This is a genomic window from Streptomyces sp. NPDC017890 (assembly GCF_044328675.1).
In the GTDB taxonomy this organism is placed as follows: domain Bacteria; phylum Actinomycetota; class Actinomycetes; order Streptomycetales; family Streptomycetaceae; genus Streptomyces.
Genome location: NZ_JBIRHU010000001.1, coordinates 297,074 through 323,807 on the forward strand (window position 1 = coordinate 297,074; position 26,734 = coordinate 323,807).

Annotated in this window: 21 protein-coding genes; 11 read left to right on the forward strand and 10 right to left on the reverse strand. The window is 71.8% G+C overall.

Annotated features, from left to right (window positions below):
* Positions 1-441 precede the first annotated feature (441 nt).
* Positions 442-1,665: an acyltransferase family protein gene (locus ACH4F2_RS01265; protein ID WP_398130603.1), complete on the forward strand. Its 1,224-nt coding sequence runs from the start codon at positions 442-444 to the stop codon at positions 1,663-1,665.
* Positions 1,666-1,683: 18 nt separating this feature from the next.
* Here ACH4F2_RS01265 and ACH4F2_RS01270 read toward each other — a convergent pair whose 3' ends face one another.
* Both ACH4F2_RS01270 and ACH4F2_RS01275 read right to left on the reverse strand, forming a co-directional pair.
* Complete coding sequence (locus ACH4F2_RS01270) at positions 1,684-2,154, reverse strand: HD domain-containing protein (protein ID WP_398130890.1); 471 nt, start codon at positions 2,152-2,154, stop codon at positions 1,684-1,686.
* Between the two features lie 112 nt (positions 2,155-2,266).
* Positions 2,267-3,454 carry a PP2C family protein-serine/threonine phosphatase gene (locus ACH4F2_RS01275; RefSeq protein ID WP_398130604.1) on the reverse strand — a complete coding sequence of 396 codons (1,188 nt, stop codon included), beginning with the start codon at positions 3,452-3,454 and terminating at the stop codon, positions 2,267-2,269.
* 162 nt (positions 3,455-3,616) lie between these two features.
* Here ACH4F2_RS01275 and ACH4F2_RS01280 point away from each other — a divergent pair, with 162 nt between their 5' ends.
* Entirely contained in the window at positions 3,617-4,873 is a 1,257-nt protein-coding gene (locus ACH4F2_RS01280) for a GNAT family N-acetyltransferase (RefSeq protein ID WP_398130605.1), read from the forward strand.
* A gap of 10 nt (positions 4,874-4,883) precedes the next feature.
* Here the strand turns inward: ACH4F2_RS01280 and ACH4F2_RS01285 are convergent, their stop codons facing one another.
* Together ACH4F2_RS01285 and ACH4F2_RS01290 are read right to left on the reverse strand one after the other, a co-directional pair.
* Entirely contained in the window at positions 4,884-5,702 is an 819-nt protein-coding gene (locus ACH4F2_RS01285) for an Fpg/Nei family DNA glycosylase (RefSeq protein WP_398130606.1), read from the reverse strand.
* A 240-nt stretch (positions 5,703-5,942) separates the two neighbouring features.
* On the reverse strand, positions 5,943-6,428 hold the full coding sequence (locus ACH4F2_RS01290; RefSeq protein ID WP_398130607.1) for a ribose-5-phosphate isomerase: 486 nt from the start codon (positions 6,426-6,428) through the stop codon (positions 5,943-5,945).
* A gap of 209 nt (positions 6,429-6,637) precedes the next feature.
* On the opposite strand from ACH4F2_RS01290, the gene ACH4F2_RS01295 reads away from it, so the two are divergent.
* Complete coding sequence (locus ACH4F2_RS01295; protein WP_398130608.1) at positions 6,638-8,125, forward strand: amino acid permease; 1,488 nt, start codon at positions 6,638-6,640, stop codon at positions 8,123-8,125.
* Positions 8,126-8,227: 102 nt separating this feature from the next.
* Here the strand turns inward: ACH4F2_RS01295 and ACH4F2_RS01300 are convergent, their stop codons facing one another.
* Entirely contained in the window at positions 8,228-8,809 is a 582-nt protein-coding gene (locus tag ACH4F2_RS01300; RefSeq protein ID WP_398130609.1) for a biotin transporter BioY, read from the reverse strand.
* A 330-nt stretch (positions 8,810-9,139) separates the two neighbouring features.
* Here ACH4F2_RS01300 and ACH4F2_RS01305 point away from each other — a divergent pair, with 330 nt between their 5' ends.
* The 3 genes from ACH4F2_RS01305 (at position 9,140) to ACH4F2_RS01315 (ending at position 11,968) form a co-directional block, all read left to right on the forward strand.
* Positions 9,140-10,522, forward strand: coding sequence for an amino acid permease (locus ACH4F2_RS01305; protein WP_398130610.1), 1,383 nt, complete (start codon positions 9,140-9,142; stop codon positions 10,520-10,522).
* Positions 10,523-10,685: 163 nt separating this feature from the next.
* On the forward strand, positions 10,686-11,327 hold the full coding sequence (locus tag ACH4F2_RS01310; RefSeq protein ID WP_398130611.1) for a superoxide dismutase: 642 nt from the start codon (positions 10,686-10,688) through the stop codon (positions 11,325-11,327).
* A 410-nt stretch (positions 11,328-11,737) separates the two neighbouring features.
* Entirely contained in the window at positions 11,738-11,968 is a 231-nt protein-coding gene (locus tag ACH4F2_RS01315) for a hypothetical protein (protein WP_398130612.1), read from the forward strand.
* Positions 11,969-11,988: 20 nt separating this feature from the next.
* Here ACH4F2_RS01315 and ACH4F2_RS01320 read toward each other — a convergent pair whose 3' ends face one another.
* Positions 11,989-12,627, reverse strand: coding sequence for a DsbA family protein (locus ACH4F2_RS01320; RefSeq protein ID WP_398130613.1), 639 nt, complete (start codon positions 12,625-12,627; stop codon positions 11,989-11,991).
* Between the two features lie 145 nt (positions 12,628-12,772).
* On the opposite strand from ACH4F2_RS01320, the gene pepN (ACH4F2_RS01325) reads away from it, so the two are divergent.
* Both pepN (ACH4F2_RS01325) and ACH4F2_RS01330 read left to right on the forward strand, forming a co-directional pair.
* Positions 12,773-15,379 carry an aminopeptidase N gene (pepN, locus tag ACH4F2_RS01325; protein ID WP_398130614.1) on the forward strand — a complete coding sequence of 869 codons (2,607 nt, stop codon included), beginning with the start codon at positions 12,773-12,775 and terminating at the stop codon, positions 15,377-15,379.
* Between the two features lie 206 nt (positions 15,380-15,585).
* Positions 15,586-16,668 carry a hypothetical protein gene (locus ACH4F2_RS01330; RefSeq protein WP_398130615.1) on the forward strand — a complete coding sequence of 361 codons (1,083 nt, stop codon included), beginning with the start codon at positions 15,586-15,588 and terminating at the stop codon, positions 16,666-16,668.
* A 131-nt stretch (positions 16,669-16,799) separates the two neighbouring features.
* Here the strand turns inward: ACH4F2_RS01330 and ACH4F2_RS01335 are convergent, their stop codons facing one another.
* Positions 16,800-17,285, reverse strand: a complete 486-nt coding sequence (locus tag ACH4F2_RS01335; RefSeq protein ID WP_398130616.1) for an NUDIX hydrolase — start codon at positions 17,283-17,285, stop codon at positions 16,800-16,802.
* Positions 17,286-17,535: 250 nt separating this feature from the next.
* On the opposite strand from ACH4F2_RS01335, the gene ACH4F2_RS01340 reads away from it, so the two are divergent.
* Positions 17,536-20,829: a S8 family serine peptidase gene (locus tag ACH4F2_RS01340; protein ID WP_398130617.1), complete on the forward strand. Its 3,294-nt coding sequence runs from the start codon at positions 17,536-17,538 to the stop codon at positions 20,827-20,829.
* A 64-nt stretch (positions 20,830-20,893) separates the two neighbouring features.
* On the opposite strand, the gene ACH4F2_RS01345 is transcribed toward ACH4F2_RS01340, so the two are convergent.
* On the reverse strand, positions 20,894-21,631 hold the full coding sequence (locus ACH4F2_RS01345) for a hypothetical protein (RefSeq protein ID WP_398130618.1): 738 nt from the start codon (positions 21,629-21,631) through the stop codon (positions 20,894-20,896).
* A 1-nt stretch (position 21,632) separates the two neighbouring features.
* Entirely contained in the window at positions 21,633-22,169 is a 537-nt protein-coding gene (locus ACH4F2_RS01350) for an RNA polymerase sigma factor (RefSeq protein ID WP_398130619.1), read from the reverse strand.
* Between the two features lie 374 nt (positions 22,170-22,543).
* Between ACH4F2_RS01350 and ACH4F2_RS01355 the strand changes: the two genes are divergently transcribed.
* Entirely contained in the window at positions 22,544-23,560 is a 1,017-nt protein-coding gene (locus ACH4F2_RS01355; protein WP_398130620.1) for an aspartate-semialdehyde dehydrogenase, read from the forward strand.
* Here ACH4F2_RS01355 and ACH4F2_RS01360 read toward each other — a convergent pair.
* On the reverse strand, positions 23,557-24,033 hold the full coding sequence (locus tag ACH4F2_RS01360) for a DUF1203 domain-containing protein (RefSeq protein ID WP_398130621.1): 477 nt from the start codon (positions 24,031-24,033) through the stop codon (positions 23,557-23,559). The two genes, ACH4F2_RS01355 and ACH4F2_RS01360, sit on opposite strands and share 4 nt — an antisense overlap.
* Before the next feature lie 112 nt (positions 24,034-24,145).
* On the opposite strand from ACH4F2_RS01360, the gene pepN (ACH4F2_RS01365) reads away from it, so the two are divergent.
* Entirely contained in the window at positions 24,146-26,734 is a 2,589-nt protein-coding gene (pepN, locus tag ACH4F2_RS01365) for an aminopeptidase N (protein WP_398130622.1), read from the forward strand.

Below are 26,734 nucleotides of genomic sequence, written 5' to 3' on the forward strand. Positions count from 1 at the left end.
CCGTTTCGATGCCCACACAACGCGTTCGCAGATATTTCGAATTGTCGCGGGACACACACCGACGGGGACAACACAGGGAGATCACAGGATTCCCGGCAGGCCCTCGTGAACTCATTGAAGCGGACATTGCAGCGGAGTCGCCCACCGGACTTATGCCCTGTTTAGTCAGGATGAGTCATGACAAGCAGGACGGCCCAGGGGTCGCTCCGGTGTGCTGTCACACGCAACGGTGTGGGGGCAGTCACGCGACCGGAGAGGTCGAGTTCCCCGAAATGCGGGGTAGTCGCGAGGCACTCGGGATCCGAATACGGGAATGACTTCGAAGGTTTTACGGAATCCCGCCGAGAACGCTAGGGTGCCTCAGATGTTCTACGCTGCCTCGTCCCCCACCAGAGCAGCGAGGTCCCGCGACGTCCCGCCGAGTTTTTGGCGGGGGGTCGCATGACGAGCTCGCTGCGACCGCACGGCGACCGGAAGACGCCGCCCCCACCGGACCAGCAGACATCGGGCCGGCCGGCATCGGGCCAGCAGACACAGTCCAGTCGGCCGGCTCGGTCCGGTCGGCGGACACAGCCCGGCCGGCAGCGCGACGCGTTCTTCGACAACGCCAAGTACCTGGCGATCGTGCTGGTCGGCGTGGGTCACGCCTGGGGACAGATCCTGGACGGGAACCGGACCGTGGAGACCCTGTACCGGGTCCTGTACACGTTCCACATGCCGGCCTTCATCATCATCTCCGGCTACTTCTCGCGCAGTTTCGACCTGAGCCCCAAGCGCGTCAAACGGCTGATCACCGGTGTCGCCGTCCCGTACGTCGTCTTCGAGGTCGCCTACGCGCTGCACCGCCGCTTCAGCGAGGACCCGGCCAACGACATCAGCCTGCTGGACCCCACCTACCTGCTGTGGTTCCTGTGCGCGCTGTTCGTCTGGCGGCTGACCACCCCCATCTGGCGGACGGTCCGCTGGCCGCTGCCCATCGCCCTGGGCATCGCCGCGCTGGCCTCCGTGACACCCACCATCGGGAACGACCTGAACATGCAGCGGGTGCTGCAGTTCCTGCCGTGCTTCGTGCTGGGCCTGGTGCTGCGCCCCGAGCACTTCCAGCTGGTGCGGCGCCGCTCGGTGCGGATCCTGTCCGTGCCGGTGGTCGCGGCGGCCGTGGTCATCGGCTGGTGGTCGGTGCCGCGCATGGAGACCGGCTGGTTCTACCGCAACGCCGCCGTGCAGGACTCGGGCGCCCCCTGGTGGTCCGGGCCGGTCCTGACGCTCGCGCTCTTCGGCTGCTCGCTGGTGCTGACCGCGTGCTTCTTCGCCTGGGTGCCGGGCCGGCGCATGTGGTTCACGGCGCTCGGCGCGGGCACGATCTACGGCTACCTGCTGCACGGGTTCCTGTCGAAGGAGGGCACCTTCGCGGGCTGGTTCCACGACCCCGTGTGGGACGAGCCGCTCGGCGCGGTCGTACTGACCGTCCTCGCGGCCTCCGTCATCACCCTGCTGTGCACCAAGCCCGTCCAACGGGTCCTGCGGTGCGTGGTGGAGCCGAGGATGGACTGGGCGTTCAAACGGGACCCCGGCGAGGCCGCCCGGGTCCGCGAGCGGCGGGAGGAGCACGAGGTGCGCGACGCGCGGGCGTCGAGCGAGGCCGGCGAGAAAGTCTCCGTCTAGGGGCCCTGCGCCTGTGCGTCAGGACGGCCCGACCGGACCGAGAAGCGCGCGCATCCGCGTGTACTTCTCGGTCAGTCGTGTGCGGGTGGCCTCGTCGAGGACCGCGAGCCGTGCCGGATCGGCGTTGTGCGCCAGGTCCGCCTCCTTGACCAGCGGCGCGCCGGGCGTGTCGAGGATGCGTGCGGCGTACGCCTCGGGCGGCTCCCCGGCCCGCTTGGTGAGGGCGAGGACGATGTCCTTGGTACGGCGGCTCAGCGGGGCCTCTCGCAGCCACCGCTCGGACAGCGCGTCGTCCTCGACGGCGTCGTGCAGCCAGGCCGCCGCGATCTGCTCGTCGTCCCCGCCGCGCCGTCGTACACCCTCGGCGACGGCCCGCAGGTGTTCGGTGTACGGCCGTCCCGCCTTGTCGGTCTGTCCGGCGTGGGCGGCACGGGCGGTGGCCTCCACGTCGGCCAGGGAGAGCCGCGGGGCGGGCTCGGTGGCGGCCACGGAGGTGAGCTCGGTGCGGGGCTCGGTGGCGGCTTCGCCGGAGGCCTCGGAGGCAGGCCGCGGGGTGGGCTCGGGGGCGTGTGACTGGATGTGGGACACGCGGCCCAGTGTGTCAGTCCGCAGCCGTCGGGGTCTGGGCCGTCGGGCCCTCCCGGCAGATCAGCAGGAGCGCGCGGTCGTCGTTGACGTCCTTGGCCACCGCCTCGATCAGGTGCCAGGCGGCGCCGTGGAAGCCACCCGCGACATAGCGGTCGGCCTCGCCGGTGAGGCGGTCGATGCCCTCGGCGATGTCGCGCTCGGAGGTCTCCACCAGACCGTCCGTGAACAGCATCAGCACGTCGCCGGGCCGCAGCGAGCCCTTCACCGGGTCGAACTGCGCCCCGTCGTACACACCCAGCAGCGGTCCCTCGGCCGACTTCTCCTCCCAGCGTCCGGTGCCCGCGCTGAGCTGGAGGCCCGGTGGGTGTCCGGCGGAGTACAGCTCGTAGTCGCCGGAGTCGAGCTCCAGGACGAGGTGGATGGAGGTGGCGAAGCCCTCGTCCCAGTCTTGGCGGAGCAGGTAGCCGTTGGCGGCCGGCAGGAACGCGTGCGGGGGGAGGCTCCCCAGCAGTCCGCCGAACGCGCCCGACAGCAGCAGGGCGCGCGAGCCCGCGTCCATGCCCTTGCCGGAGACGTCGGTGAGGACCACCTCGAGCGTCCGTCCGCCGTTGGTGCGGGCCGCGACGACGAAGTCACCGGAGAAGGACTGTCCGCCGGCGGGGCGCAGCGCCATCTCCCGGTGCCAGCCCGTCGGCAGCCCCGGCAGCTTGCTCTGGACGCGGATGCGTTCACGCAGGTCGAAGAGCATGGTGCCGCCGCGTCGCCAGGGCACGCCCACCCGGCTGCGGAACTGGGCGACCAGCAGTCCGAAGAAGCCGCAGGCCGCGACGACCAGGACCACGCCCGGGGTGACCCGGGAGGGGCCCTCCGTGTACGGGCCCAGTTGCACCGACTCCACGATCAGCGCCGTGGCCGCCGCCGCGTACAGGCCGAGCAGGCTGGCCGGGCGCAGCAGCAGGCCGCCCGCGACGATCGGCAGGACCAGTGCGGCCGGTGAGCACCATACGGAGTTCACCATCGTGGTGGCCGCGATGACGGGGATCATCAGCAGCAGTCCGGCCAGGGCGATCCAGTCGGAGCCGTCGCCGCGGAAGTAGTCGACGGCGGATCTGCGCATGCCGACGCGGGCCCGGTGCCACTGCTTCTTCCACCGGGCCGTGAACGTCTCGGCTTCCGCGCGCCGCTGTCGTCCTGCTGCCATTAGTTCGGGACCCTATCCATCGGACCGGGCGCTTGGCACGGGAGGTCCTACTTGTCCCCCGTGAGAGGCCCGACTTCACAGTGAACTTCACGAACGGCCGTCGCGCCGCAACCTGGCGGAAATTCCCTCGCCCGTCCCGTGCGGCCCTGATACGCATGGTCCATGGGCAATGGCGATGACGGCGGCGGTCCGACGACCGAACTGCGGGTACTGCGGCGGGACGAGTGGAAGACGTGGTACGGGACCCTGGTCCGTGCCTTCAGCGGGGTTCCGGAGTCGGACGAGGGGATGGAGCTGTACGAGTCCCTGACCGAGGCCGACCGCTCGCTCGGCGTCTGGGAGGGCGACGAGTGCGTGGGGACGGCGGGGGCGTTCAGCTTCCGGATGAACGTGCCGGGCGGTGCCCGGGTGCCCACGGCGGGCGTGACGATGGTGGGCGTCGCCGCCACGCACCGGCGCCGGGGTGTGCTGACGTCGATGATGCGCCGGCAGCTGGACGACGTACGGTCCTGGGGCGAGCCGCTGGCCGTGCTGACCGCCTCCGAACCGGCGATCTACGGCAGGTTCGGGTACGGCGCCGCGACCTTCCAGCTCAACGCCGAGATCGATACGGACCGGGTCCGTCTGTCGGTGCCGGACGGCACGGATGACGTACGGCTGCGGTACGCGGCGCCCGCGGACGTCCTCGACGCGTGCGAGGCGGTGTACGCACGGCTGGTGCCGGGGCGGCCCGGGATGCTGGCCCGGCGGCCCGGCTGGGAGCGGGTGGGGCTGCTGGACCCGGCCGGTGAGCGGGAGGGGGCGTCGCCGTTGCAGTGCGTGGTCGCCCGGCGGGACGGCGAGGTCACCGGGTACGCGCGGTTCCGGGTGCGGCCGGGGTGGGGGTCCGGGGGTCCCGAGGGCACGGTGGTCCTGGACGACCTGGCGGGGCTGGACCCGGCGACCGAGGCGGCGCTGTGGCGCTTCCTGTGGGGCATCGACCTGACGACGACGCTGACCGTGCGCGGGCGGCCGGTCGACGAGGCGTGGCAGTACCAGGTGTCGGACATCCGGCGGTGCCGGCCGGGGCTGCGGGACGCGTTGTACGTGCGGCTGGTGGACGTGGGGGCGGCGCTCGCGGCGCGGACCTATCAGGCGCCGGTGGACGTCGTGTTCGAGGTGGAGGACGCCTTCTGCCCCTGGAACGCGGGGCGTTGGCGGCTGTCCGGGGACGCGAAGGGGGCGTCCTGCGAACGTACGTCCGACGCGGCGGAGCTCGCCCTGTCCGTACGGGAGTTGGGGGCGGCGTACCTCGGCGGCGTGAGTCTGGCTTCGCTGGGCGCGGCCGGGCGGGTGCGCCAGGTGCGGCCGGGGGCGCTGGCGGAGGCGTCGCCGGCGTTCGGGTCGGACGTCGCACCGTGGCTGCCGCACGGGTTCTGACGGCCGTGGCCTAGTTCCGCCCCCGCTGGCAGGACGGGCACCAGAAGAGGTTGCGGGCGGCGAGGTCGGCGGTGCGGACGGTCTCGCCGCAGAGGTGGCAGGGCTGGTCGGCCCGGCGGTAGACGTAGACCTCGCCGCCGTGGTCGTCGACGCGGGGCGGGCGGCCCATGGCCTCGGGGGTGTGTTCGGGGCGGACGGTGTCGATGCGGTTGTTCCGGACGCCCTCGCGCATCAGTTCCGTGAGGTCCTGCCAGATCGCGTCCCATTCGGCGGGGGTGATGTCCCGGCCCGGGCGGTACGGGTCGATGCCGTGGCGGAAGAGGACCTCTGCGCGGTAGACGTTGCCGACGCCGGCGATGACCTTCTGGTCCATGAGCAGGGCGGCGACGGTGGTGCGGCTGCGGGAGACGCGGCGGTACGCGGCCCCGGGATCGGCGTCCTCGCGCAGGGGGTCGGGGCCGAGGCGGTCGTGGATCGCCCGCTTCTCGGGGTCCGTGATCAGGGTGCAGATGGTGGGGCCGCGCAGGTCGACGTAGGCGGTGTCGCCCGCGAGGCGGAGGCGGACGGTGTCCGTGGGGGGCGGCGCGGGGGTCTGTCCGAAGGTGACCTTGCCGAAGAGGCCGAGGTGGATGTGGATCCAGTCGGCGTCCCCGAAGCCCAGGAAGAGGTGCTTGCCGTGGGCCTCGGTGCGGGTGAGGGGGGTGCCGGTGAGGAGGGCGGCGGCGTCGGAGAACTTGCCCTGCGGGCTGGTGGCACGCAGGGGCGCGCCGGTGGCGAAGGCGGCGGCGTAGTCCTTGGCCAGTCTGTGGATCGTGTGCCCTTCCGGCACGGGGTGGTCCTTCCTGCGTTCTGCCCGCCCGCCCGCTCGGCCGGCCGGCCGGGAGGCGGGACGCGCTCAGGGCTCCGCCCGCACCCCGGCGGGGGTGTGCGCCCCTGCCCCGTGCGGGCGCCCTGCTGCCTGAAACGCCCCGTGCGGGCCCGCTGCCCCGCGCTCTTGCCGAGCGTCCGGCGCCGCGCCCTGACGAGGGCCTGGCGACCGCCGGGCAGGGGCCCGCTGCCGGGCGGCGGCCTACTGCTGGGGGTGGTGGGGCGGGACGGGGGGAAGGTCGCCCGTCGTCTCGTAGGACGAGAGCATGTCGATGCGGCGGATGTGGCGTTCGTCGCCGGAGAACGGGGTGGCGAGGAAGGTCTCGACGAACTTCGTCGCCTCCTCCTGCGTGTGCATGCGGGCGCCGACCGCGACGACGTTGGCGTTGTTGTGCTGCCGGCCGAGGGACGCCGTCTCCTCGCTCCAGGCGAGCGCCGCGCGCACGCCCTTCACCTTGTTCGCCGCGATCTGCTCGCCGTTGCCGGAGCCGCCGATCACGATGCCGAGGGCACCCTGGTCCGCGGCCGTCCGCTCGGCGGCACGCAGGCAGAAGGGCGGGTAGTCGTCCTGGGCGTCGTAGATGTGCGGGCCGCAGTCGACGGGCTCGTGACCCGCCGCCTCGAGCCACTCGACGAGGTGGTTCTTGAGTTCGTAGCCCGCATGGTCGGAGCCGAGATACACGCGCATGGATTGAGTGTGACACGCGGAGCGCGGGGCAGCAGCGTCGGGTGTCGAGGTCCGGGAAAGAGCGAGTAAAACTATGGAAGCTCAGGGAAAGCTCAAGTAACAATCCGGAATCAGAGGTTCCTGAATTCTTTCACCTCCGTTTCACTGGTCCAGCTCGTACTCCCCCTCGTACGGGAAACTGTTCGACCGGCGCAAAGGAAACACCCCCCATGACTTCGCAGCCGACCCTCACCAAGCCCGAGGACGGGGCCCGAGGACCCAAAGAACCCGGGTCCGGACTCCAGGCCGGGCTCAAGAACCGCCATCTTTCGATGATCGCCATCGGCGGCGTCATCGGGGCCGGGCTGTTCGTGGGATCCAGTTCGGGAATCGCCACCGCCGGGCCCGGCATCCTTCTCTCGTACGCCCTCGTCGGCACGCTCGTGGTGCTGGTGATGCGGATGCTCGGGGAGATGTCCGTCGCCAACCCGACCTCGGGCTCCTTCTCCGCGCACGCCGACCGGGCGCTCGGGCCCTGGGCCGGGTTCTCCATCGGCTGGCTGTACTGGTTCTTCTGGGTGGTGGTGCTGGCGGTGGAGGCGACCGCCGGGGCCAAGATCCTCGAAGGCTGGATACCGGCCGTCCCGCAGTGGGGCTGGGCCCTGATCGTGATGGTCGTGCTGACCGCCACCAACCTGGTCTCGGTCGGCTCCTACGGCGAGTTCGAGTTCTGGTTCGCCGGGATCAAGGTCGTCGCGATCGCCGCGTTCATCGTCGTCGGCGGGCTGGCCGTCTTCGGGGTGCTGCCCGGCGTCGACAGCGAGCAGGCGGGGCTGGCCAACCTGACCGAGCACGGTGGATTCCTGCCGAACGGGGCCGGGGCCATCCTCACCGGCGTGCTGCTCGTGGTCTTCTCCTTCATGGGCAGCGAGATCCCCACCCTGGCCGCAGGCGAGTCCGAGGACCCGCAGCGGGCCGTCACCAAGGCGACCAACAGCATCATCTGGCGTATCGCGGTCTTCTACCTCGGCTCGATCTTCGTCGTCGTCGCGCTGCTGCCCTGGGACTCCCGGTCGATCATCGACCAGGGCTCCTACGTGGCCGCCCTCGACTCGCTCGGCATCGCGAACGCCGGTCAGATCATGAACTTCATCGTGCTGACGTCCGTGCTGTCCTGCCTCAACTCCGGGCTCTACACGGCCTCCCGCATGGCCTTCTCGCTCGGTGAGCGCGGTGACGCGCCGAAGGCGTTCGCCCGGACCACTCGGCGCGGTGTGCCGCGGACGGCGATCCTCGTCTCCGTGGTGTTCGGCTTCGTCGCCGTGTTCTTCAACTACGAGTTCCCCGACTCCGTCTTCCTCTTCCTCGTCAACTCCTCCGGCGCCGTGGCCCTCTTCGTGTGGCTGGTGATCTGCTTCTCCCAGCTGCGGATGCGGAAGATCATCCAGGCTCAGGCGCCGGAGAAGCTGGTGGTGCGGATGTGGCTGTTCCCGTACCTGACCTGGGCGGCCGCCGCCGTGATCGTCTTCGTGCTCGGCTACATGCTGACCGACACCGAGCACAACGGGCGCACCACCGTGCTGCTGTCGCTGCTCGTCGCGGCACTCGTCCTCGCCGTCGCCTTCGTCAAGCAGAAGGTCGTCCAGCAGAAGGCCGTCCAGCAGAAGGCCGTCAAGCAGAAGGCCGCCGCGCAGCGGGACGCCGCCGGCAAGGGCTGACGGTCGCCGGGACGCGAAGGAGGCTCGCCGGGTCGCAGCTGCGATCCGGCGAGCCTCTTCTCGGTGGCACAACCGCGGCGGCGCCGCGGCACGGGCGCGGTGCTACCGCTTGCCGACCAGCTTCCAGGCGGTCGGCAGTACGCCCATCGCCAGGGCGGCCTTCAGCGCGTCACCGATCAGGAACGGGGTGAGGCCGGCCGCGATCGCGGCGGTGAGGGACATGTCGGCGGCGAGGGCCAGGTACGGGACGCCGACGGCGTAGATGACCGCCTCGCCGAGCAGCATCGTGCCGGCCGTGCGCAGCACCGAGCGGTCGGCGCCGCGGCGGGCCAGCGCGCCCACGACGGTGACGGCGAGCAGCATGCCGAAGACGTAGCCCAGCGACGGGGCGCCGGTGCCGGAGCCGCCCTCCGCGAACCACGGCACGCCCGCCATGCCGACCAGCGCGTACAGCGCGAGCGAGAGGAGGCCGCGGCGGGCGCCGAGCGAGGTGCCGACGAGCAGCGCGGCGAAGGTCTGGCCGGTCACCGGAACCGGGGAGCCGGGGACGGGCACCGCGATCTGGGCCGCGATGCCGGTGAGCACGGCGCCGCCGGCCACGAGCGCGACATCCCGGACTCGGGAGGAGGGGAGGAGGTCGGCGAGGACCTGCCCGGGGCGGGCGGGGACGGCAGCGGTGCTCATGGGGACTCCGCGGTGGTGTGGACATGTCGGGACACCGCGACGCTATCCCAGCGGGTCGGGCGCGATCACCAGCAGCGCTCGACAAAGGCTCGATCGGCGGCTTGGTGGGCTCCCGACAAAGAAGCGGACTACACGCGATTGCGCGTGACACCGGTCACCGGGGCGGGGAGGCGGACGTCACCCGGAAGCGGAGCGACGTATTCGGATGATCACGTTCCGTATCGGGACCGTCCGTATCGTGGGCAGGCGGTGTCGCCGACCGGCGCGAGACCGGAGACTGTGGGCGTTTTTGCCCTGCCCCCGCCCCCCACGCATTGGACGAACCGCCCCATGTCCAACAGCACCACCACCAGTACGCCGCCGCAGTCGGACGACGCTTCCCTGTCGCACGGCCTCAAGCAGCGCCATCTGTCGATGATCGCCCTCGGCGGGGTGATCGGCGCCGGGCTGTTCGTCGGCTCCGGAGCCGGCATCGCCGCCGCCGGGCCGTCGATCGTCGTCGCCTACACCCTCTCCGGCCTCCTGGTGATGCTGGTGATGCGGATGCTGGGCGAGATGTCGGCCGCGTATCCGTCGTCGGGTTCCTTCTCCGCGCACGCCGAGCGGGCGATCGGCCCCTGGGCCGGTTTCACCGCGGGCTGGGCGTTCTGGGTGCTGCTGTGCACGGCCGTGGGTCTCGAGGGCATCGGCGCCGCGCAGATCGTCCACGGCTGGCTGCCGGGCACGCCCGAGTGGGTCTGGGTGGCGCTGTTCATGGTGGTGTTCTGCGGGACGAACCTGGCCGCCGTGAAGAACTTCGGCGAGTTCGAGTTCTGGTTCGCCGCCCTCAAGGTCGGCGCGATCTCGCTGTTCCTGGTGCTGGGCGTGCTGGCGATCACCGGCGTCCTGCCGGGCACCGACTCCCCCGGCACCTCGCACCTGGGCGACTTCCTGCCGAACGGCGGCGACGGCCTGATCATCGGCCTGCTCGCCTCGGTGTTCGCCTACGGCGGCCTGGAGACGGTGACCATCGCGGCGGCCGAGTCGGAGAACCCGGTCAAGGGCGTGGCGAGCGCCGTGCGGACGGCGATGTGGCGGATCGCGCTGTTCTACATCGGTTCGATGGCGGTCATCGTCACCCTGGTCCCCTGGGACTCCCCGGAGGTCGTCGAGAAGGGCCCGTACGTCGCCGCCCTCGACGAGCTGGGCATCCCGGGCGCCGGCCAGCTCATGAACGTCGTCGTGCTGGTCGCACTGCTCAGCGCGATGAACGCCAACATCTACGGCGCCTCGCGCATCGGCTACTCGCTGGTCGAGCGCGGCCAGGGCCCGAAGGCGCTGGGCCGGGTGTCGGGCGGCGTGCCGCGGATCGCGGTACTCGTCTCCTCCCTCTTCGGCTTCGGCTGCGTGCTGCTGAGCTACTGGCGGCCGGACGACGTCTTCTCCTGGCTGCTGAACATGATCGGCGCGGTCATCCTGGTCGTCTGGATCTTCATCGCCGTCTCCCAGCTGCGGCTGCGGCGCCGGCTGGAGCGGGAGACGCCCGAGAAGCTGGTCGTGCGCATGTGGGGCTTCCCGTGGCTGACCTGGGTGGCGCTGGCGGGCATGGCCACGGTGTTCGTACTGATGGCCCGCGAGCCGGACACCCGGGTGCAGCTGTACTCGACGGGCGGGATGACGCTGGCCCTGGCGGCCGTCGGCTACGCCCGGCAGCGGCGGCGGGCGCGCGGCTAGCCACCGCCCGGAGCTCTTCGAGGGCCCCCGCACGGAGACGGTCCGTGCGGGGGCCCTTTCGCGTGCCCCGGCACGCCGGTCCACCCCTCGACCCCCCGAAGCCTTCTTGCTGCTAGCGTGCACTTGCAAGCCTTTTGCAATAAGAGGTCGGAGGGGATCCGCCATGTCCGTCTACACGCTTCCTGAACTGCCGTACGACTACTCCGCGCTGGCCCCCGTGATCAGCCCCGAGATCATCGAGCTGCACCACGACAAGCACCACGCGGCCTACGTGAAGGGCGCCAACGACACGCTGGAGCAGCTCGCCGAGGCACGGGACAAGGAGTCGTGGGGCTCGGTCAACGGCCTGGAGAAGAACCTGGCCTTCCACCTCTCCGGCCACATCCTGCACTCGATCTACTGGCACAACATGACCGGCGACGGTGGCGGCGAACCGCTGGAGGCGGACGGCGTGGGCGAGCTTGCCGACGCGATCGCCGAGTCGTTCGGCTCCTTCGCCGGCTTCAAGGCGCAGCTCACCAAGGCCGCCGCCACCACCCAGGGCTCCGGCTGGGGTGTGCTGGCCTACGAGCCGCTGAGCGGGCGGCTGATCGTCGAGCAGGTCTACGACCACCAGGGCAACGTCGGCCAGGGCGCCACCCCGATCCTGGTCTTCGACGCCTGGGAGCACGCCTTCTACCTCCAGTACAAGAACCAGAAGGTCGACTTCATCGACGCCATGTGGGCCGTCGTCAACTGGCAGGACGTGGCGAAGCGGTACGAGGCCGCGAGGTCCCGTACGAACACGCTGCTGCTGGCTCCCTGAGTCCTGGAGTCCTCAAGTCCCTGAGTCCCTGAGTCCCCGAGACATCCTGCCTCGTGATCGTCTTCTCACCCTTCACGGCGGCAGGCGGACAGAGGAGAGCCCCCGCGAGGACGTGACTCGCGGGGGCTTTCCGTGGGGTCGCGGGGCCGTTGGGCGTTGGGCGTTGGGCGTTGGGCGTTGGGCGTTGGGCGGGCGTTCCGCTCCCGGGAACGGGACGCGCGTGGGCCGCGGCCGATCGCCCGCCCGGGGCGGCGGCCACCGGCGTGCGTGCCCGCACCGCGCGCCGTCCGGGCCTCTGTTCCTCCGCTCCTCCCCCTGGCGCGGCGCGTCCGCCACGCGCTGTACTGCCGTCCCGGGACCGGCGCCGTGGCGTCGGGCGTCCCGGTCCCACGGGCACCGCGGAGGAGCCGATGAGGAAAAGCCTGGCCTGCCCCACCTGCGGGGGGATGCAGGACTTCCGCCCGCTCGACGACGCCGAGAAGGCGGCCGTGAAGGAGCAGCTGAAGATCCCGTACGTGCACGACTACTGGCGCTGCGACGTCGCCGGCTGCGTGCGGTTCCAGCGCTGGGACAAGCAGCGCGACGGCGGCCTGCTCCCGGAGAGGTTCCGGAGGCAGGCCGCCGCCGACGGGGAGAAGTGACCTCAGGCGGCCACCGCCCCCTACAGGTTGCTGAAGTCCGGGCCCTTGGTGCGGGTGCGCTTGATCTCGTAGAAGCCGGGGACCGAGGCGACCGCGAGGGTGCCGTCCCAGAGCTTGGCGGCGTCCTCGCCCTTGGGGGCCGGGGTGACGACCGGGCCGAAGAAGGCGAGCTGCTCGCCGTCGGCGCCGGGGACGGCGATGACCGGGGTGCCGACCTCCTGGCCGACCTTGTCGATGCCCTCCTTGTGGGAGGCGCGCAGCTGCGGCTCGTAGGGCGTGTCGTCCCAGTGGTCCATGAGGGACTCGGGCAGGCCGACGTCCTTGAGGGCGGCCGCCACCGTCTCCTTCTCCGGGCCCTCGCCCTGGTTGTGGAAGCGGGTGCCGAGCGCGGTGTAGAGGTCGCCGAGGATCTCGGCGCCGTGCTCCTCCTGGGCCGCGATGACGACGCGGACCGGGCCCCAGGCCTTGGTCCGGAGCATCTCCCGGTACTCCTCGGGCAGCTCGTCGATCTTGTCCTCGTTCAGGACGGCGAGGCTCATCACGTGCCAGCGGACCTCGATGTCCCGGACCTTCTCCACCTCCAGGACCCAGCGGGAGGTCATCCAGGCCCAGGGGCACAGCGGGTCGAACCAGAAGTCGACGGGCGTCTTGACCGACATGTCTCTCCTCATGGGGCGGCGGTGCCGAGCGTTTCTCCAGGGAACCGACCGGACGCCCCGGCCATTCCCGACTGCCGTGCGTCAGGGGCACATGGCAGGATCGGTGCTGTCCGCATACTGAACACCACCCGAGGGAGTGCCGCCCGTGCCCGGTGAGAATCTGTCCCGCGACGAGGCCCGGGAGCGGGCCGCGCTGCTGTCCGTCGACGGGTACGAGGTGTCCCTCGACGTGCGTTCGGCCACCGGTGAGGCGCGGGGCGACGGCCCGCGAACCTTCCGGTCCGTCACCACGGTCCGCTTCCGCTGCAACGAGCCCGGCGCGGGCAGCTTCGCCGACCTGATCGCACCGAGCGTCACCGCGGTCTCCCTCAACGGCCGCGACCTCGACCCGAGCGAGGTCTTCGACGGTTCCCGGATCGCTCTGGAGGACCTGGCCGCCGACAACGAGCTGGTCGTCGACGCCCAGTGCGCCTACTCCCGCACCGGCGAGGGCCTGCACCGCTTCGTCGACCCCGAGGACGGCGAGGTGTACCTGTACACGCAGTACGAGCCGGCCGACTCCCGCCGGGTCTTCGCGTGCTTCGAGCAGCCGGACCTCAAGGCGCCCTTCCGCTTCGAGGTGCGGGCGCCCGAGGAGTGGACGGTGTGGAGCAACGGCACCGGTGAACGCGCCGACGGGGTGTGGCGGTTCGCGGAGACGAAGCCGATCTCGACGTACATCACATGTGTGGTGGCCGGGCCGTACCACTACGTCACGGACTCCTACGAGCGGGTGTTCGAGGACGGTACGCGGCTGGAGATCCCGCTCGGCGCGATGTGCCGCAAGGGCCTGGCACCGCACTTCGACGCCGACGACGTCTTCCTGGTCACCAAGCAGGGCCTGGACTTCTTCCACGACCACTTCGACTACCCGTACCCGTTCGGCAAGTACGACCAGGCGTTCGTGCCGGAGTACAACCTCGGCGCGATGGAGAACCCGGGACTGGTCACCTTCCGGGAGGAGTTCGTCTTCCGGGGGAAGGTGACGCAGGCGTCGTACGAGGGCCGCGCCAACGTCATCCTGCACGAGATGGCGCACATGTGGTTCGGTGACCTGGTCACCATGGAGTGGTGGGACGACCTGTGGCTGAAGGAGTCCTTCGCGGACTTCATGGGCGCCTTCTCGCTGGTCGGCGCGACCCGCTTCACCGACGGCTGGATCACCTTCGCCAACCGGCGCAAGGCGTGGGCCTACCGCGCCGACCAGCTGCCGTCCACGCACCCCGTCACCGCCGACATCCGCGACCTCCAGGACGCCAAGCTCAACTTCGACGGCATCACCTACGCCAAGGGCGCCTCGGTGCTCAAGCAGCTCGTGGCGTACGTCGGCCGGGACGCGTTCCTGGAGGGTGCCCGGCGCTACTTCAAACGGCACGCGTACGGCAACACGCGCCTCGGTGACCTGCTGTCGGTGCTGGAGGAGACCAGCGGGCGGGACATGGCGGCCTGGGCGCGTTCCTGGCTCCAGACGGCGGGCGTCAACTCGCTGACCCCGCAGGTGCTGCTGAGCGCCGACGGCCGCGTCGACGAGCTGGCGGTGGTGCAGGAGGCCGCCGCTGCGCTCCATCAGCCGACTCCGTCGGCGGGGCACCCCGAGCTGCGTCCGCACCGGGTGGCGGTGGGCCTTTACCGGCGTACGGGCGAGGGCGCCCTGGAGCGGTACGCGCGCGCCGAGGTGGACGTCGACGGGCCGCGCACGGTGGTGGCGGAGCTGGCCGGCGCCGAGGCGCCCGAGCTGGTCCTCGTCAACGACGACGACCTGACGTACTGCAAGACGCGCTTCGACGCCGCCTCGCTGGCGACGCTCCGCGACCACCTGGGCGCCCTGACCGACCCGCTGGCCCGCGCCCTGTGCTGGTCGGCGCTGTGGAACATGACCCGGGACGCGCTGCTCCCGGCGCGGGACTTCGCCGGGCTGGTGCTGCGGTTCGCGGGGCGCGAGTCGGACATCGGCGTGCTCCAGATGCTGCACGCCTGGGCGAACTCGGCGCTGACCCACTACGCGGCCCCCGACTGGCGCGAGACCGGCGGCCGGCTGCTCGGCGAGGGCGCGCTGCGGGAGCTGAGGGACGCGGCGCCGGGCAGCGAGCAGCAGCTGGCGTGGGCGCGGTTCCTCGCGGCGGTGGCCTCGGACGAGGCGGAACTGCGGCTGCTGCGCGGGCTGCTGGAGGGCACGGAGAAGATCGACGGTCTGGACGTGGACCAGGAGCTGCGCTGGGCGTTCCTGGAGCCGCTCGCCGCGCACGGTGACGCCGACGAGGGTGTGCTGGCCGCCGAGCTGGCCCGGGACGACACGGCCTCCGGCAAGCGCCACCAGGTGCGCTGCCTGGCGGCCCGCCCGTCGCAGGCGGTGAAGGCGCAGGCCTGGGCGCAGGTCGTGGAGTCGGACGCGCTGTCGAACGCGCTGGTGGAGGCGACCATCGCGGGCTTCGCGCAGGGCTCGCAGCGGGAGCTGATCGCCCCGTACGCCGAGAAGTACTTCGCGGCGATCGAGCGGGTGTGGGCCGAGCGGTCCATCCAGATCGGGATGGACGTGGTCCGGGGCCTGTTCCCGTCCCTGCGGGACTCCCAGGACACCCTCGACGCGACGGACGCGTGGCTGTCCGCGCACGAGGGGGCCGCGCCCGCGCTGCGCCGGCTGGTGCTGGAGGCGCGGGACGACCTGGCGCGGGCGCTGCGGGCTCAGGCGTGCGACGCGGCGGCCGGTCGCTGAGCCACCGCCGATCCATGGCCAACGATTGAGCGCTCCGTCATCGTTACGGAATTCAGGCAACAGCAGCCGTAACCCCTGGCCCGCACCGGGCGGACCAGGGGTTTTCGGCATCCGAACACCCGTCCTTTAGGGCGGTCTTGTCCGGATTCGTCGATGAGCTTGTAACAGCGGTTAAAGAGCACGTCGGACACGGGAAAGTCCCGGTCATGACGCACAACACCCCGCTCTCCCCCCGCACTCTCCACCACCTGGCCGTCGGCCGGCGCCGGCTGATGACGGCGGCGCAGTTGCGGGCGCACGGTGTCCTGGCCGCCGAGACCAACGAACAGTGCCGGCCCGGCGGACCCTGGCAGCAGCTTCTCCCGAACGTCGTCCTGCTCCACCCTGGCCCGCCGACCAGCGAGGAGCGCCTGCACGCGGTGCTGCTGTACGCGGCACGGGAGCGGACCTCCGGTGTGAACGGCGGTGCGGCCGGGGGTCTCACCACCTCGGTGCCGGTCCAGCCGGGACGGGAGGAGACGCCGCCCGCCCCCGCCTACGCGGAGGCGATGATCACGGGACTGGCCGCGCTGACGCTGCACGGATTCTCCGCCGCTCCCCCGCTGCCGTCCCTGGACGCCATCGACGTCCTGGTCCCGAGGCTGCGCCGGCTGCGTACGACGGGCTGCGCGCGGATCGTCCGCACGACCGCGCTGCCCACCCCCGTGCAGGTCACCGGTGTTCCGGTGGCCCCGGTGGCACGGGCCCTGGCCGACGCGGTGGCGGAGCTGACGGACGCGGGTGCCGTGCGCCGGCTGCTGACGGAGGCGGTGCGCGGCGGGCACTGCGAACCGGCGGCGGTGGTACGGGAACTGAACCGGGCCCGGCTGCTCAGCCGCCCGCACGTGGTGGACGCGGTGGACTCGCTGGCCGCCGAGGGGCGGGCGCTGGCCGAGCAGCGCCTGTACCGGATGGTGCGCGAGCACGGCCTGCCGGAACCGGTGTGGAACGTCGGCCTGAGCCTGCCCGGCGGAACCCGCCTCGGCGGCGTGGACGCCTACTGGCCCGAGCACGGGGTGGCGATGGAGCTGGACACCCGCGCCCACCGGCAGCAGGACGACGACGCGGTGTGGGCGGAACACGCGCGCAAGCGCGAGCACCTGGAACGACTGGGCATCACGGTCGTGCACCTCACACCGCGCAAGCTGCGGGACAGCGCGGAACACCAGGCGACCGTCGTCCGTACGGCGTTGATGGCGGCCGGGGACCGGGCACCCGCCACCCATGTCGTGGTGTTGCCGAGGTACTGACGGACCGGGTGACACCAGGAGGGGAGAGGAGGGGCCGCCCGCGTGGCGGCCCCTCCTCGTGTCCGGTCCCTCCCGCCCGGCGCTGCCCGCCGTGGGGACTCCGCCTCGTGTCCCGGGGCGTTGGGCGTGCGTCAGCCTTCCTCGCCGCGCAGGGGCGTTGCCCGTCCCGCCGGCGGCCGCTCCCGCCACAGCCGCAGACCGGTGTCGACCAGCGGCACCCGGGTCAGCCCGGGGACGGCGGTCAGGTCCTGCCAGGCCGCCAGGTCCGTGGAACCGCCGGTCTCGAACCGCAGGTCGCCGCCGGCGACCCGGGCCTCGTAGACGAGCCGTACGCCGTGATGGTCCACGGTCCGCCGCAGGAGCCGCCCGGGTCCGAGGCGGCTCGGGCGGGTGAGGCGGAGGGAGTCGACGCCGAGCAGCGCGGTGGGCTCGACGCGGTAGCCGGTCTCCTCCTCGACCTCGCGCACGACGGTGTCGTGGGGGTCCTCGCCGTGTTCCGTGCCGCCGCCCGGCAGCACCCACTCGGGGACTCCGCCCGGACCCGGTGACCGGGCGAGCAGTACCTGTCCGTCACGGACGCATATGGCGTAGGCCGCCACCCTCAGCTTGCGGAGCACTCCGGGACGTTAACCCGCGGGGCGCGGGTGGCGGCGCGACTCACGGGATTGTCACAGCACGCCCCTTGTGTCCCCGATGGCGTATGGCGGAAGTACGCCATGGCTCCATCCCGTCTCGGACAACTCTCCACAAACAATGATCCCTTGCGTAAAGCTGAGCGGTCGTCCGGGATCGGATTCCGGACTGCTGCGGCCAGGACCGATCGGCCCCGGTCGTTCTCGCACGTTCCTTCACCTACAAGGGATGCCGATGACCCACAGCCCCCAGCGCGAACCGATACCGGGCGCGAGACGCGCGGCCCGCATAGCCGTGGCCACGGGCCTCGCCGCCGCGCTCTGCGCGGTCGGACCGATACCCGTGGCCTTCGCCGCCGACGGCCCGGGAACCACTCCCGCCGACGCCTCCGTCAAGTCCGGGCCCGACAAGCTCGGTTCCCACGACGCGGACCTGCTCGCCGAGGCGAAGGCCGACGGCACGAAGAACGTCACGATGATGGTCGCCACCGCGCCGGGCGAGACCGAGCAGGTGGCGAAGAAGCTGGACGCGGTCGGCGGCGGCTCGGTCGGCCGGACCTACGACGAGCTCGGCTACGTCCGCGCCACCGTTCCCACCGACAAGGCGGACGCGGCCATCGCCGCCGCCGCCAAGCTCTCCTCCGTGCACGGCATCGACCTGCGCGACGAGATCCCGCTGGACGACCCGACGCCGGGCGCGGACCGGGCGAAGGGCGCCGCGCCCCACGAGGGCCGCGCCTACCCCGCGCCGGACCGCCGCACCCCCGCCGAGAACCCGTACAACCCGTCCTTCGAGACGGGCGCCGTCGACTTCGTGAAGAAGAACCCGAAGGCGGACGGCCGCGGCATCACCATCGGCATCCTCGACTCGGGCGTCGACCTCGCCCACCCGGCGCTGCAGAAGACCACCACCGGCGAGCGCAAGATCGTCGACTGGGTCACCGCGACCGACCCGGTCGTCGACGGCGACCGCACCTGGCGCCCGATGACCACCTCCGTCTCCGGGCCGACCTTCACCTACGGTGGCGCGACGTGGACGGCGCCCGCCGGTTCCTACCAGGTCAGCACCTTCCTGGAGTCGTACACGACCGGCGGTGACGCCGGGGGCGACGCCAACCGGGACGGCGACACCACCGACTCCTGGGGCGTCCTGTACGACGCGGCGGCCGGCACGGTCCGCGTCGACCTGAACGGCAACCACGACTTCGCCGACGACACCCCGATGAAGCCCTACAAGGACGGCTTCCAGATCGGGTACTTCGGCACCGACGACCCGAAGACGGACGTGGCCGAGCGCCAGCCGTTCGTCGTCGAGATCCGCGAGGACGTCGTCCACAACTCCGCCGGCGCGAAGGCCGACTTCGTCAACATCGGCGTCATCGAGGGCTCGCACGGCTCGCACGTGGCCGGCCTCGCCGCCGCCAACGGCCTGTTCGGCGGCCGGATGGACGGTGCCGCGCCCGGCGCGAAGATCGTCTCGTCCCGTGCCTGCACCTGGAGCGGCGGCTGCACCAACGTCGCACTCACCGAGGGCATGGCCGACCTCGTCGTCAACCGGGGCGTCGACATCGTCAACATGTCGATCGGCGGCCTGCCAGCCCTCAACGACGGCGCCAACGCACGCGCCCTGCTGTACACGCGCCTCATCGACACCTACGGCGTCCAGCTGGTGATCTCCGCGGGCAACTCCGGCCCCGGCGCCAACACCATCGGCGACCCGTCCCTCGCGGACAAGGTGATCTCGGTGGGCGCGTCCATCTCCCGCGAGACCTGGGCCGCCAACTACGGCTCCGCGGTGCGGACCGAGTACGCGATGATGCCGTTCTCCTCGCGCGGCCCGCGTGAGGACGGCGGCTTCACGCCGACGCTGACCGCGCCCGGCGCGGCGGTCAACACCATCCAGACCTGGGTGCCCGGCGCCCCGGTCCCGGAGGCGGGCTACGAGCTCCCCGCCGGCTACGGCATGCTCCAGGGCACGTCGATGGCGTCCCCGCAGGCCGCCGGCGCCTCCGCGCTGCTGCTGTCCGCGGCCGAGCAGGCCGGTATCGACCTCACCCCGGCCAAGCTGCGCACGGCGCTGACCTCCACCGCCGACCACATCAAGGGCGTGCAGGCGTACGAGGAGGGCGCGGGCCTGATCAACGTCCCCGACGCCTGGCGGGCGATCCGCAAGGGCGCCACCGCCCACGAGTACACGGTCGAGGCGCCGGTCGACACCGCGATCGACCAGCTCCTGAAGAAGCCGGGCCACGGCACCGGCCTCTACGACCGCGAGGGCGGCCTGAAGGCCGGCGAGAGCAGGACGTACGACATCACGCTCACCCGTACCTCCGGCGCGGACCGCGCGATCCGGCACGAGCTGCACTTCGAGAACAACACCGACCGCACCTTCCGGATCGTCGGCTCCGACGAGGTGAAGCTGCCGCTGAACGAGCCGGTGACCGTCAAGGTGCAGGCAAAGCCGGGGTCCCAGGGCCTCAAGAGCGCGATCCTCGAGGTCAATGACCCGCGCACCGAGGGCACCGACAAGCTGGTCCTGACCACGGTCGTGGCCTCGGCCCCGCTGGAGTACGCCTTCTCCACGAAGGACTCCGTGCAGCGCAACGACACCGAGTCGTACTTCGTGACCGTCCCCGAGGGCGCGAAGACGCTGGAGGTGGCGATGAGCGGCCTGAAGGACGGGAGCCAGACCCGGTTCATCGCCCTCCACCCGTACGGCGTGCCGGTCGACAACACGTCCACGCCGTACTGCTACAACAACTACCTCGACGGCAACGGCTGCCGGCCCGACGTGCGCGCGTACGCCGACCCGCAGCCCGGCGTCTGGGAGATCGAGGTCGAGTCGCGGCGCACCTCGCCGCTGCTGGACAACCCGTACAAGCTGGACGTCACCGTCCTCGGCGCCGGCTTCGACCCGGAGGTCGTGACCGTGCCCGAGGCCAAGGTGGGCACCCCCGCCGACGCCTCCTGGAAGGTGACGAACCGGTACGGCCCGATCGACGGCAAGCTGGTCGGCGGCCCGCTCGGCTCGGCCGAGACGTCCCGCCCGTCGATCGAGCAGGGTGAGACGTCCACGTCGACGGTCGAGGTGCCCGAGGGCGCCGAGTCGCTGGACGTGGCCATCGGGGGCGTCTCCGACGCGGCCTCCGACCTGGACCTGACGGTCTACGACAAGGACGGCAACGTCGTCGGCCAGTCCGCCGACGGCGACTCCGAGGAGTCGGTCTCCGTGCCGAAGCCGGCCGCCGGCGCCTACACCGTCGAGGTCGTGGGCTACTCGGTGCCGTCGGGCACCACGGAGTACGACTACCGGGACGTGTACTTCGCCGCGTCCCTCGGCTCGGTCACCGTGGACGGCTCGGCGACGGTGAAGCTCGGCACGGGCGACTCGGCGACGGTCTCGGCCGGCGTCACGGCGCTGGCCGCCGCGCCCGAGGGCCGTGAGTTCTTCGGGCAGGTCCAGCTGGTGAACGCCCACGGCACGGCCGCGGGCCTCGGCAGCGTACGGATCGGGACGGTCGTGCCGTAGTCCGGTACGGCACTCCAGGAGGGCGGGCGCTCCGCGGAGCGCCCGCCCTTTCCGCGTGCCGGGGTCAGTCGCAGGTGAGGGTGCGGGACTCGGCCAGGGACGCGGTGATCCAGGCGCGTTCGGCGGCGATGGCGTCCTCGCCGGTGATCACGGCGTCCGGGCCGTCGCCGTGCAGGGGGACGCCGATCAGCGCGCGGTCGCCCTCGGCGAGCCGGGCGGTGGTGTCGTCCAGGACGAACGTGATCCGCTCGCCCGCCTTCCCCGGCCGTTCCTGCGGCTTGTGGGAGCGGGTCACGTCGAGGGTGATCCGGTGCCGCCCGGTTTCCGGCAGCGGTTCGGCGCCGGTCACCGTGCCCTCGGCCACCAGACGGGCGCAGGCGAGGTAGCGGGGGCTGCCGAAGGCGACGCCGCCGGCCCCGGCGGAGGCCGCCTGCTTGTCGCTCGCCTCGGCACTGCCGCTCGCCGTGTCGTCCGAGGCTCCGCTCCCGCCCTGGACCACCAGCCATCCGAGGCCCGTCACCACCGCGGCGGCGCAGGCCGCCGCGAGGGCACCGAAGGCGAGCGCGAACGGACGGCGGCGGGGCCGGGGGGCGGGTTCGCCCGGCGCGGAGGGCCGGGGGGCGGGGAGCGGTTCGCTCAGCGACCGTCCGATGAACCCCAGATGCTCCCGCAGCAGCGCCACGTCGGCCGTCGCCGACCGGTACTCGGCGTCGGCGTCCGGGTCCGCCCCGGGCGGCATCGGCTCGCCCGTGATCGCGGCCATCAGCGCGTCGTGTCCACCGGGATGCTGTTCGGCGGCCATCTCACACCACCTCGTCCTCGTGCAGGCGGGCCCGCAGCGCCCGTACCGCCGTGTGCAGCCTGCTCTTGACCGTGCCCTCGGGAATGCCGAGCTCCTCGGCGATGCCGCGCACCGGCAGGTCGGCGTAGAAACGCAGGACGAGGACCTGGCGCTGGGCGTCGGGCAGCTCGTCCAGGCCCTGCGCGACGGCGAGGGAGATCACGCTGGTGTCCTCCCCGGAGGGCTGCTCCGCCTGGCGCAGGGCGGCGAGGCGTTCACCGAGCCGGTCCTGGCGGCGCCTGGCCCGGTGCCAGTCCATGGCCAGGTTGGAGGCGACGACGGCCGCCCACGCGGACACGTCACGCGGCGCCTCCTGGCCGCTCGCCGTCCGTTCCAGCAGCCGCAGGCGGACCTGCTGCACCCCGTCCGGCAGGTCCGCCTGCGGCACCCCGCCGAGCGCGAGCACCGCCCGCACCCTGCGTTCCTGGGCCGCGTCCAGGGGGTCGTCGCGTACGGCGTCCCCCTGGCCGCGGCGGGCCTTTCCGCGCAGCACAGCCACCCCTCCCCCGGGCCCGAGGGCCCGGCCGCGTTTCCCCTATGACGCCGGCGGGGCCCGGAACGTTCGCCCGGCCGGCCCCGCTTCGGCGGGAGGTGCGCGAGGCATGCGTCACATCGTCGTGTGAGGAGGGAAGGGATGGGCAGGGGCCGGAACAGCACAGCTTGCGGCGCGGAGCCCGGTGGAGGTGAATTTCTGCAGCTCAGCACGGGTTGCCGCCGAAGGACCGCGTCCGCCGGCCGAGCCGCCGCGTCCCAGGGTGCGGGCACCGCGCGCAAAGGATTGGACAGGTGGGCCGGGCTTCGCCCCATGATGGAAAAGTCTCGGCCGAGCAGAGCGCGCGTGAAGACACGCGTACCAACGGAGAAGGAGTCACCGTGAGGGTCGGAATCGTCGGAGCCACCGGTCAGGTGGGCACGGTCATGCGCAGGATCCTCACGGAACGGAACTTCCCGGTCACCGAGCTGCGCCTGTTCGCCTCGGCCCGCAGCGCCGGCAAGGAGCTGGACGGCGTGACGGTGGAGGACGCGGCCACCGCCGACTACTCCGGGCTGGACATCGTGCTGTTCTCCGCGGGCGGCGCCACGTCCAAGGCGCTGGCCGAGAAGGTCGCCTCCCAGGGGCCGGTCGTGATCGACAACTCCTCCGCCTGGCGCCGTGACCCCGAGGTCCCGCTGGTGGTGTCCGAGGTGAACCCGCACGCGATCACCGACCGCCCCAAGGGCATCATCGCCAACCCGAACTGCACCACGATGGCCGCGATGCCGGTCCTGCGGCCGCTGCACGCGGAGGCGGGCCTTCAGGCGCTGGTCGTCGCCACCTACCAGGCGGTGTCCGGTTCCGGCGTGGCCGGCGTGGACGAGCTGTTCGAGCAGGTCCAGAAGGTCGGCGCGGACGCGCCCAAGCTCGCCCACGACGGTTCGGCGGTGGAGTTCCCGAAGCCGGACAAGTACGTGGCGCCGATCGCGTACAACGTGCTGCCGCTGGCCGGTTCCATCGTGGACGACGGCCTGCACGAGACGGACGAGGAGCAGAAGCTCCGCAACGAGTCCCGCAAGATCCTGGAGATCCCGGAGCTGAAGGTCTCCGGCACCTGCGTGCGCGTGCCCGTCTTCAGCGGCCACTCCCTCCAGATCAACGCCCGCTTCGCCCGGCCCCTCAGCGTGGAACGCGCCAAGGAGCTGCTGGCCGGTGCCCCCGGTGTCGCGCTCACCGAGGTGCCGACGCCGCTGGAGGCGGCCGGCCAGGACCCGTCGTACGTGGGCCGCATCCGCCAGGACGAGACCGTGGACAACGGCCTCGCCCTGTTCGTGTCCAACGACAACCTGCGCAAGGGTGCGGCCCTGAACGCGGTGCAGATCGCGGAGCTGGTGGCGGCGGAGCTGAAGGGCTAGCCCCGCCTGACCTCGTAGAGGAAGCAGCCGTACTCGACGGCCCGGACGTGGACGAACGCCACGGCCGGGTCGTCGAACGCTTCCCGGAGGGCGTAGGCGAAGGCGCCGGGGTCCCCGATCAGCCGCCCGCCGAGGATGTGCCCGTCGACGGAGTAGCGGCGCAGGGTGCGGTGCGAGTCGGTGAAGGCAAGGCCGTCGGTCTCCGGTCCCGCGCACTCCTCGGCGTGGACGAAGACCGGGCCCTGTTCGTCGTAGGCGCCCGGGTCGGCGCCGGTCCCGGCGGCCCAGCGCCGCAGCGGTGCGTACGAGACGAGCGCGATCCTCTCCCCCGGGCGGCTGCGGCGCAGGCAGCAGCGCAGGGGTGCGCCGCCCTCGTCGTCGGTGAACGGGGCGGGTGCGCGGCCCGCGTCGTCGGTGGTGCGCAGTTCCTTCAGGGCGGCCGGCGGGATCGGCCGTGCGGTGTAGTGCTGCATGCCCCCAGGCTCGCGCGCGCCCGGTCCCCGCACCGGCGGGAAATGGACATCGCGTTCCGTACCGGCCACGTGGAAGGATGGCGCAACCCACACATAACGAGGAGATGACCGCGTGCCTGGCACAAACCTGACTCGCGAAGAGGCGCAGCAGCGGGCGAAGCTGCTGACCGTTGACTCGTACGAGATCGATCTCGACCTCACCGGCGCGCAGGACGGCGGCACCTACCGGTCCGTGACCACGGTGCGCTTCGACGTCGCTCGCACCGGCGACGACGCCGGCGCCGAGTCCTTCATCGACCTGGTCGCGCCGACGGTCCACGAGGTGACGCTGAACGGCGACTCCCTCGACGCCGCCGAGGTGTTCCAGGACTCCCGGATCGCCCTGCCGGGGCTGCTGCCGGGGCGCAACATCCTGCGCGTGGTCGCCGACTGCGCGTACACCAACACCGGCGAGGGCCTGCACCGGTTCGTCGACCCGGTCGACGACCAGGCCTACCTGTACACGCAGTTCGAGGTGCCGGACGCCCGTCGCGTCTTCGCGTCCTTCGAGCAGCCGGACCTCAAGGCGACCTTCCAGTTCACCGTGAAGGCGCCCGAGGGCTGGACGGTCATCTCCAACTCGCCGACCCCCGAGCCGCAGGACAACGTCTGGGTCTTCGAGCCGACCCCGCGCATCTCGTCGTACATCACGGCGCTGATCGTCGGCCCGTACCACTCGGTGCACAGCGTGTACGAGAAGGACGGCCAGTCGGTGCCGCTCGGCATCTACTGCCGGCCGTCGCTCGCCGAGCACCTCGACGCGGACGCCGTCTTCGAGGTGACCCGGCAGGGCTTCGAGTGGTTCCAGGAGAAGTTCGACTACCAGTACCCGTTCGAGAAGTACGACCAGCTGTTCGTGCCGGAGTTCAACGCGGGCGCGATGGAGAACGCGGGCGCGGTGACCATCCGCGACCAGTACGTGTTCCGTTCGAAGGTGACGGACGCCGCGTACGAGGTGCGGGCCGCCACGATCCTGCACGAGCTGGCGCACATGTGGTTCGGCGACCTGGTCACCATGGAGTGGTGGAACGACCTGTGGCTGAACGAGTCGTTCGCCACCTACGCGGAGGCCGCCTGCCAGGCCGACGCGCCCGGCTCGAAGTGGCCGCACTCGTGGACGACGTTCGCCAACCAGATGAAGACCTGGGCGTACCGGCAGGACCAGCTGCCGTCCACGCACCCGATCATGGCGGACATCAGCGACCTCGACGACGTGCTCGTCAACTTCGACGGCATCACGTACGCCAAGGGCGCCTCCGTGCTCAAGCAGCTCGTGGCGTACGTCGGTGAGGACGCGTTCTTCAAGGGCGTGCAGGCGTACTTCAAGCGGCACGCGTTCGGCAACACGCGCCTGTCCGACCTGCTGGGCGCCCTGGAGGAGACCTCCGGCCGCGACCTGAAGACCTGGTCGAAGGCGTGGCTGGAGACGGCCGGCATCAACGTCCTGCGCCCCGAGATCGAGACGGACGCCGACGGCGTCATCACGTCCTTCGCGATCCGCCAGGAGGCCCCGGCGCTCCCCGCGGGTGCCAAGGGTGAGCCGACGCTGCGCCCGCACCGCATCGCGATCGGCGCCTACGACCTGGACGCGAACGGCAAGCTGGTGCGCGGCGACCGCGTCGAGCTGGACGTCGACGGCGAGCTGACGGCCGTACCGCAGCTGGTCGGCAAGCGCCGCCCGGCGGTCGTGCTGCTCAACGACGACGACCTGTCGTACGCCAAGGTCCGCCTGGACGAGCAGTCGCTGGCCGTCGTCACCGAGCACCTGGGCGACTTCGCCGAGTCGCTGCCGCGCGCCCTGTGCTGGGCGTCGGCGTGGGACATGACCCGGGACGCGGAGCTCGCGACCCGCGACTATCTGGCGCTGGTGCTGTCCGGCATCGGCAAGGAGTCCGACATCGGTGTCGTGCAGTCGCTGCACGCCCAGGTGAAGCTGGCCGTCGACCGGTACTCCGCCCCGGCCGCCCGCGAGGCGCTGCTGGCCCGCTGGACGGACGCCACGCTGGCCCATCTGCGGGCCGCCGAGGCGGGCAGCGACCACCAGCTGGCGTGGGCGCGCGCGTTCGCGGCGACGGCCAGGACGCCGGAGCAGCTGGACCTGCTGGACGCCCTGCTGGACGGCACGCAGACGATCGAGGGCCTGGCCGTCGACACGGAGCTGCGCTGGGCGTTCGTGCAGCGGCTGGCGGCCGTGGGCCGGTTCGGCGGCTCGGAGATCCAGAGCGAGTACGAGCGGGACAGGACCGCGGCCGGTGAGCGGCACGCCGCCACCGCGCGTGCCGCCCGCCCGACCGAGGCGGCCAAGGCGGAGGCCTGGGAGTCGGTCGTGGAGTCCGACAAGCTGCCGAACGCCGTGCAGGAGGCGGTCATCGGCGGCTTCGTCCAGACCGACCAGCGTGAGCTGCTGGCGTCGTACACGGAACGGTATTTCGAGGTGCTGAAGAGCGTCTGGGAGTCCCGTTCGCACGAGATGGCGCAGCAGATCGCGGTCGGCCTGTACCCGGCGGTGCAGGTGTCGCAGGAGACGCTGGACCGCACGGACGCCTGGCTGTCCTCCGCCGAGCCGAACGCGGCCCTGCGGCGACTGGTGTCGGAGTCCCGCTCGGGTGTCGAGCGCGCCCTGAAGGCGCAGGCGGCGGACGCGGCGGCGGCCGGCGAGTAG

Excerpts from the sequence above, each read along its gene's own strand:
- ACH4F2_RS01265 (WP_398130603.1), top strand. The coding sequence starts at position 442 with ATGACGAGCTCGCTGCGACCGCACGGCGACCGGAAGACGCCGCCCCCA.
- ACH4F2_RS01280 (WP_398130605.1), top strand. The coding sequence starts at position 3,617 with ATGGGCAATGGCGATGACGGCGGCGGTCCGACGACCGAACTGCGGGTA.
- ACH4F2_RS01290 (WP_398130607.1), bottom strand. The coding sequence starts at position 6,428 with ATGCGCGTGTATCTCGGCTCCGACCATGCGGGCTACGAACTCAAGAAC.
- ACH4F2_RS01315 (WP_398130612.1), top strand. The coding sequence starts at position 11,738 with ATGAGGAAAAGCCTGGCCTGCCCCACCTGCGGGGGGATGCAGGACTTC.
- ACH4F2_RS01320 (WP_398130613.1), bottom strand. The coding sequence starts at position 12,627 with ATGTCGGTCAAGACGCCCGTCGACTTCTGGTTCGACCCGCTGTGCCCC.
- ACH4F2_RS01360 (WP_398130621.1), bottom strand. The coding sequence starts at position 24,033 with ATGCAGCACTACACCGCACGGCCGATCCCGCCGGCCGCCCTGAAGGAA.
- ACH4F2_RS01345 (WP_398130618.1), bottom strand. The coding sequence starts at position 21,631 with ATGGCCGCCGAACAGCATCCCGGTGGACACGACGCGCTGATGGCCGCG.
- ACH4F2_RS01330 (WP_398130615.1), top strand. The coding sequence starts at position 15,586 with ATGACGCACAACACCCCGCTCTCCCCCCGCACTCTCCACCACCTGGCC.
- ACH4F2_RS01310 (WP_398130611.1), top strand. The coding sequence starts at position 10,686 with ATGTCCGTCTACACGCTTCCTGAACTGCCGTACGACTACTCCGCGCTG.
- ACH4F2_RS01305 (WP_398130610.1), top strand. The coding sequence starts at position 9,140 with ATGTCCAACAGCACCACCACCAGTACGCCGCCGCAGTCGGACGACGCT.
- ACH4F2_RS01295 (WP_398130608.1), top strand. The coding sequence starts at position 6,638 with ATGACTTCGCAGCCGACCCTCACCAAGCCCGAGGACGGGGCCCGAGGA.
- ACH4F2_RS01340 (WP_398130617.1), top strand. The coding sequence starts at position 17,536 with ATGACCCACAGCCCCCAGCGCGAACCGATACCGGGCGCGAGACGCGCG.
- ACH4F2_RS01300 (WP_398130609.1), bottom strand. The coding sequence starts at position 8,809 with ATGAGCACCGCTGCCGTCCCCGCCCGCCCCGGGCAGGTCCTCGCCGAC.
- ACH4F2_RS01275 (WP_398130604.1), bottom strand. The coding sequence starts at position 3,454 with ATGGCAGCAGGACGACAGCGGCGCGCGGAAGCCGAGACGTTCACGGCC.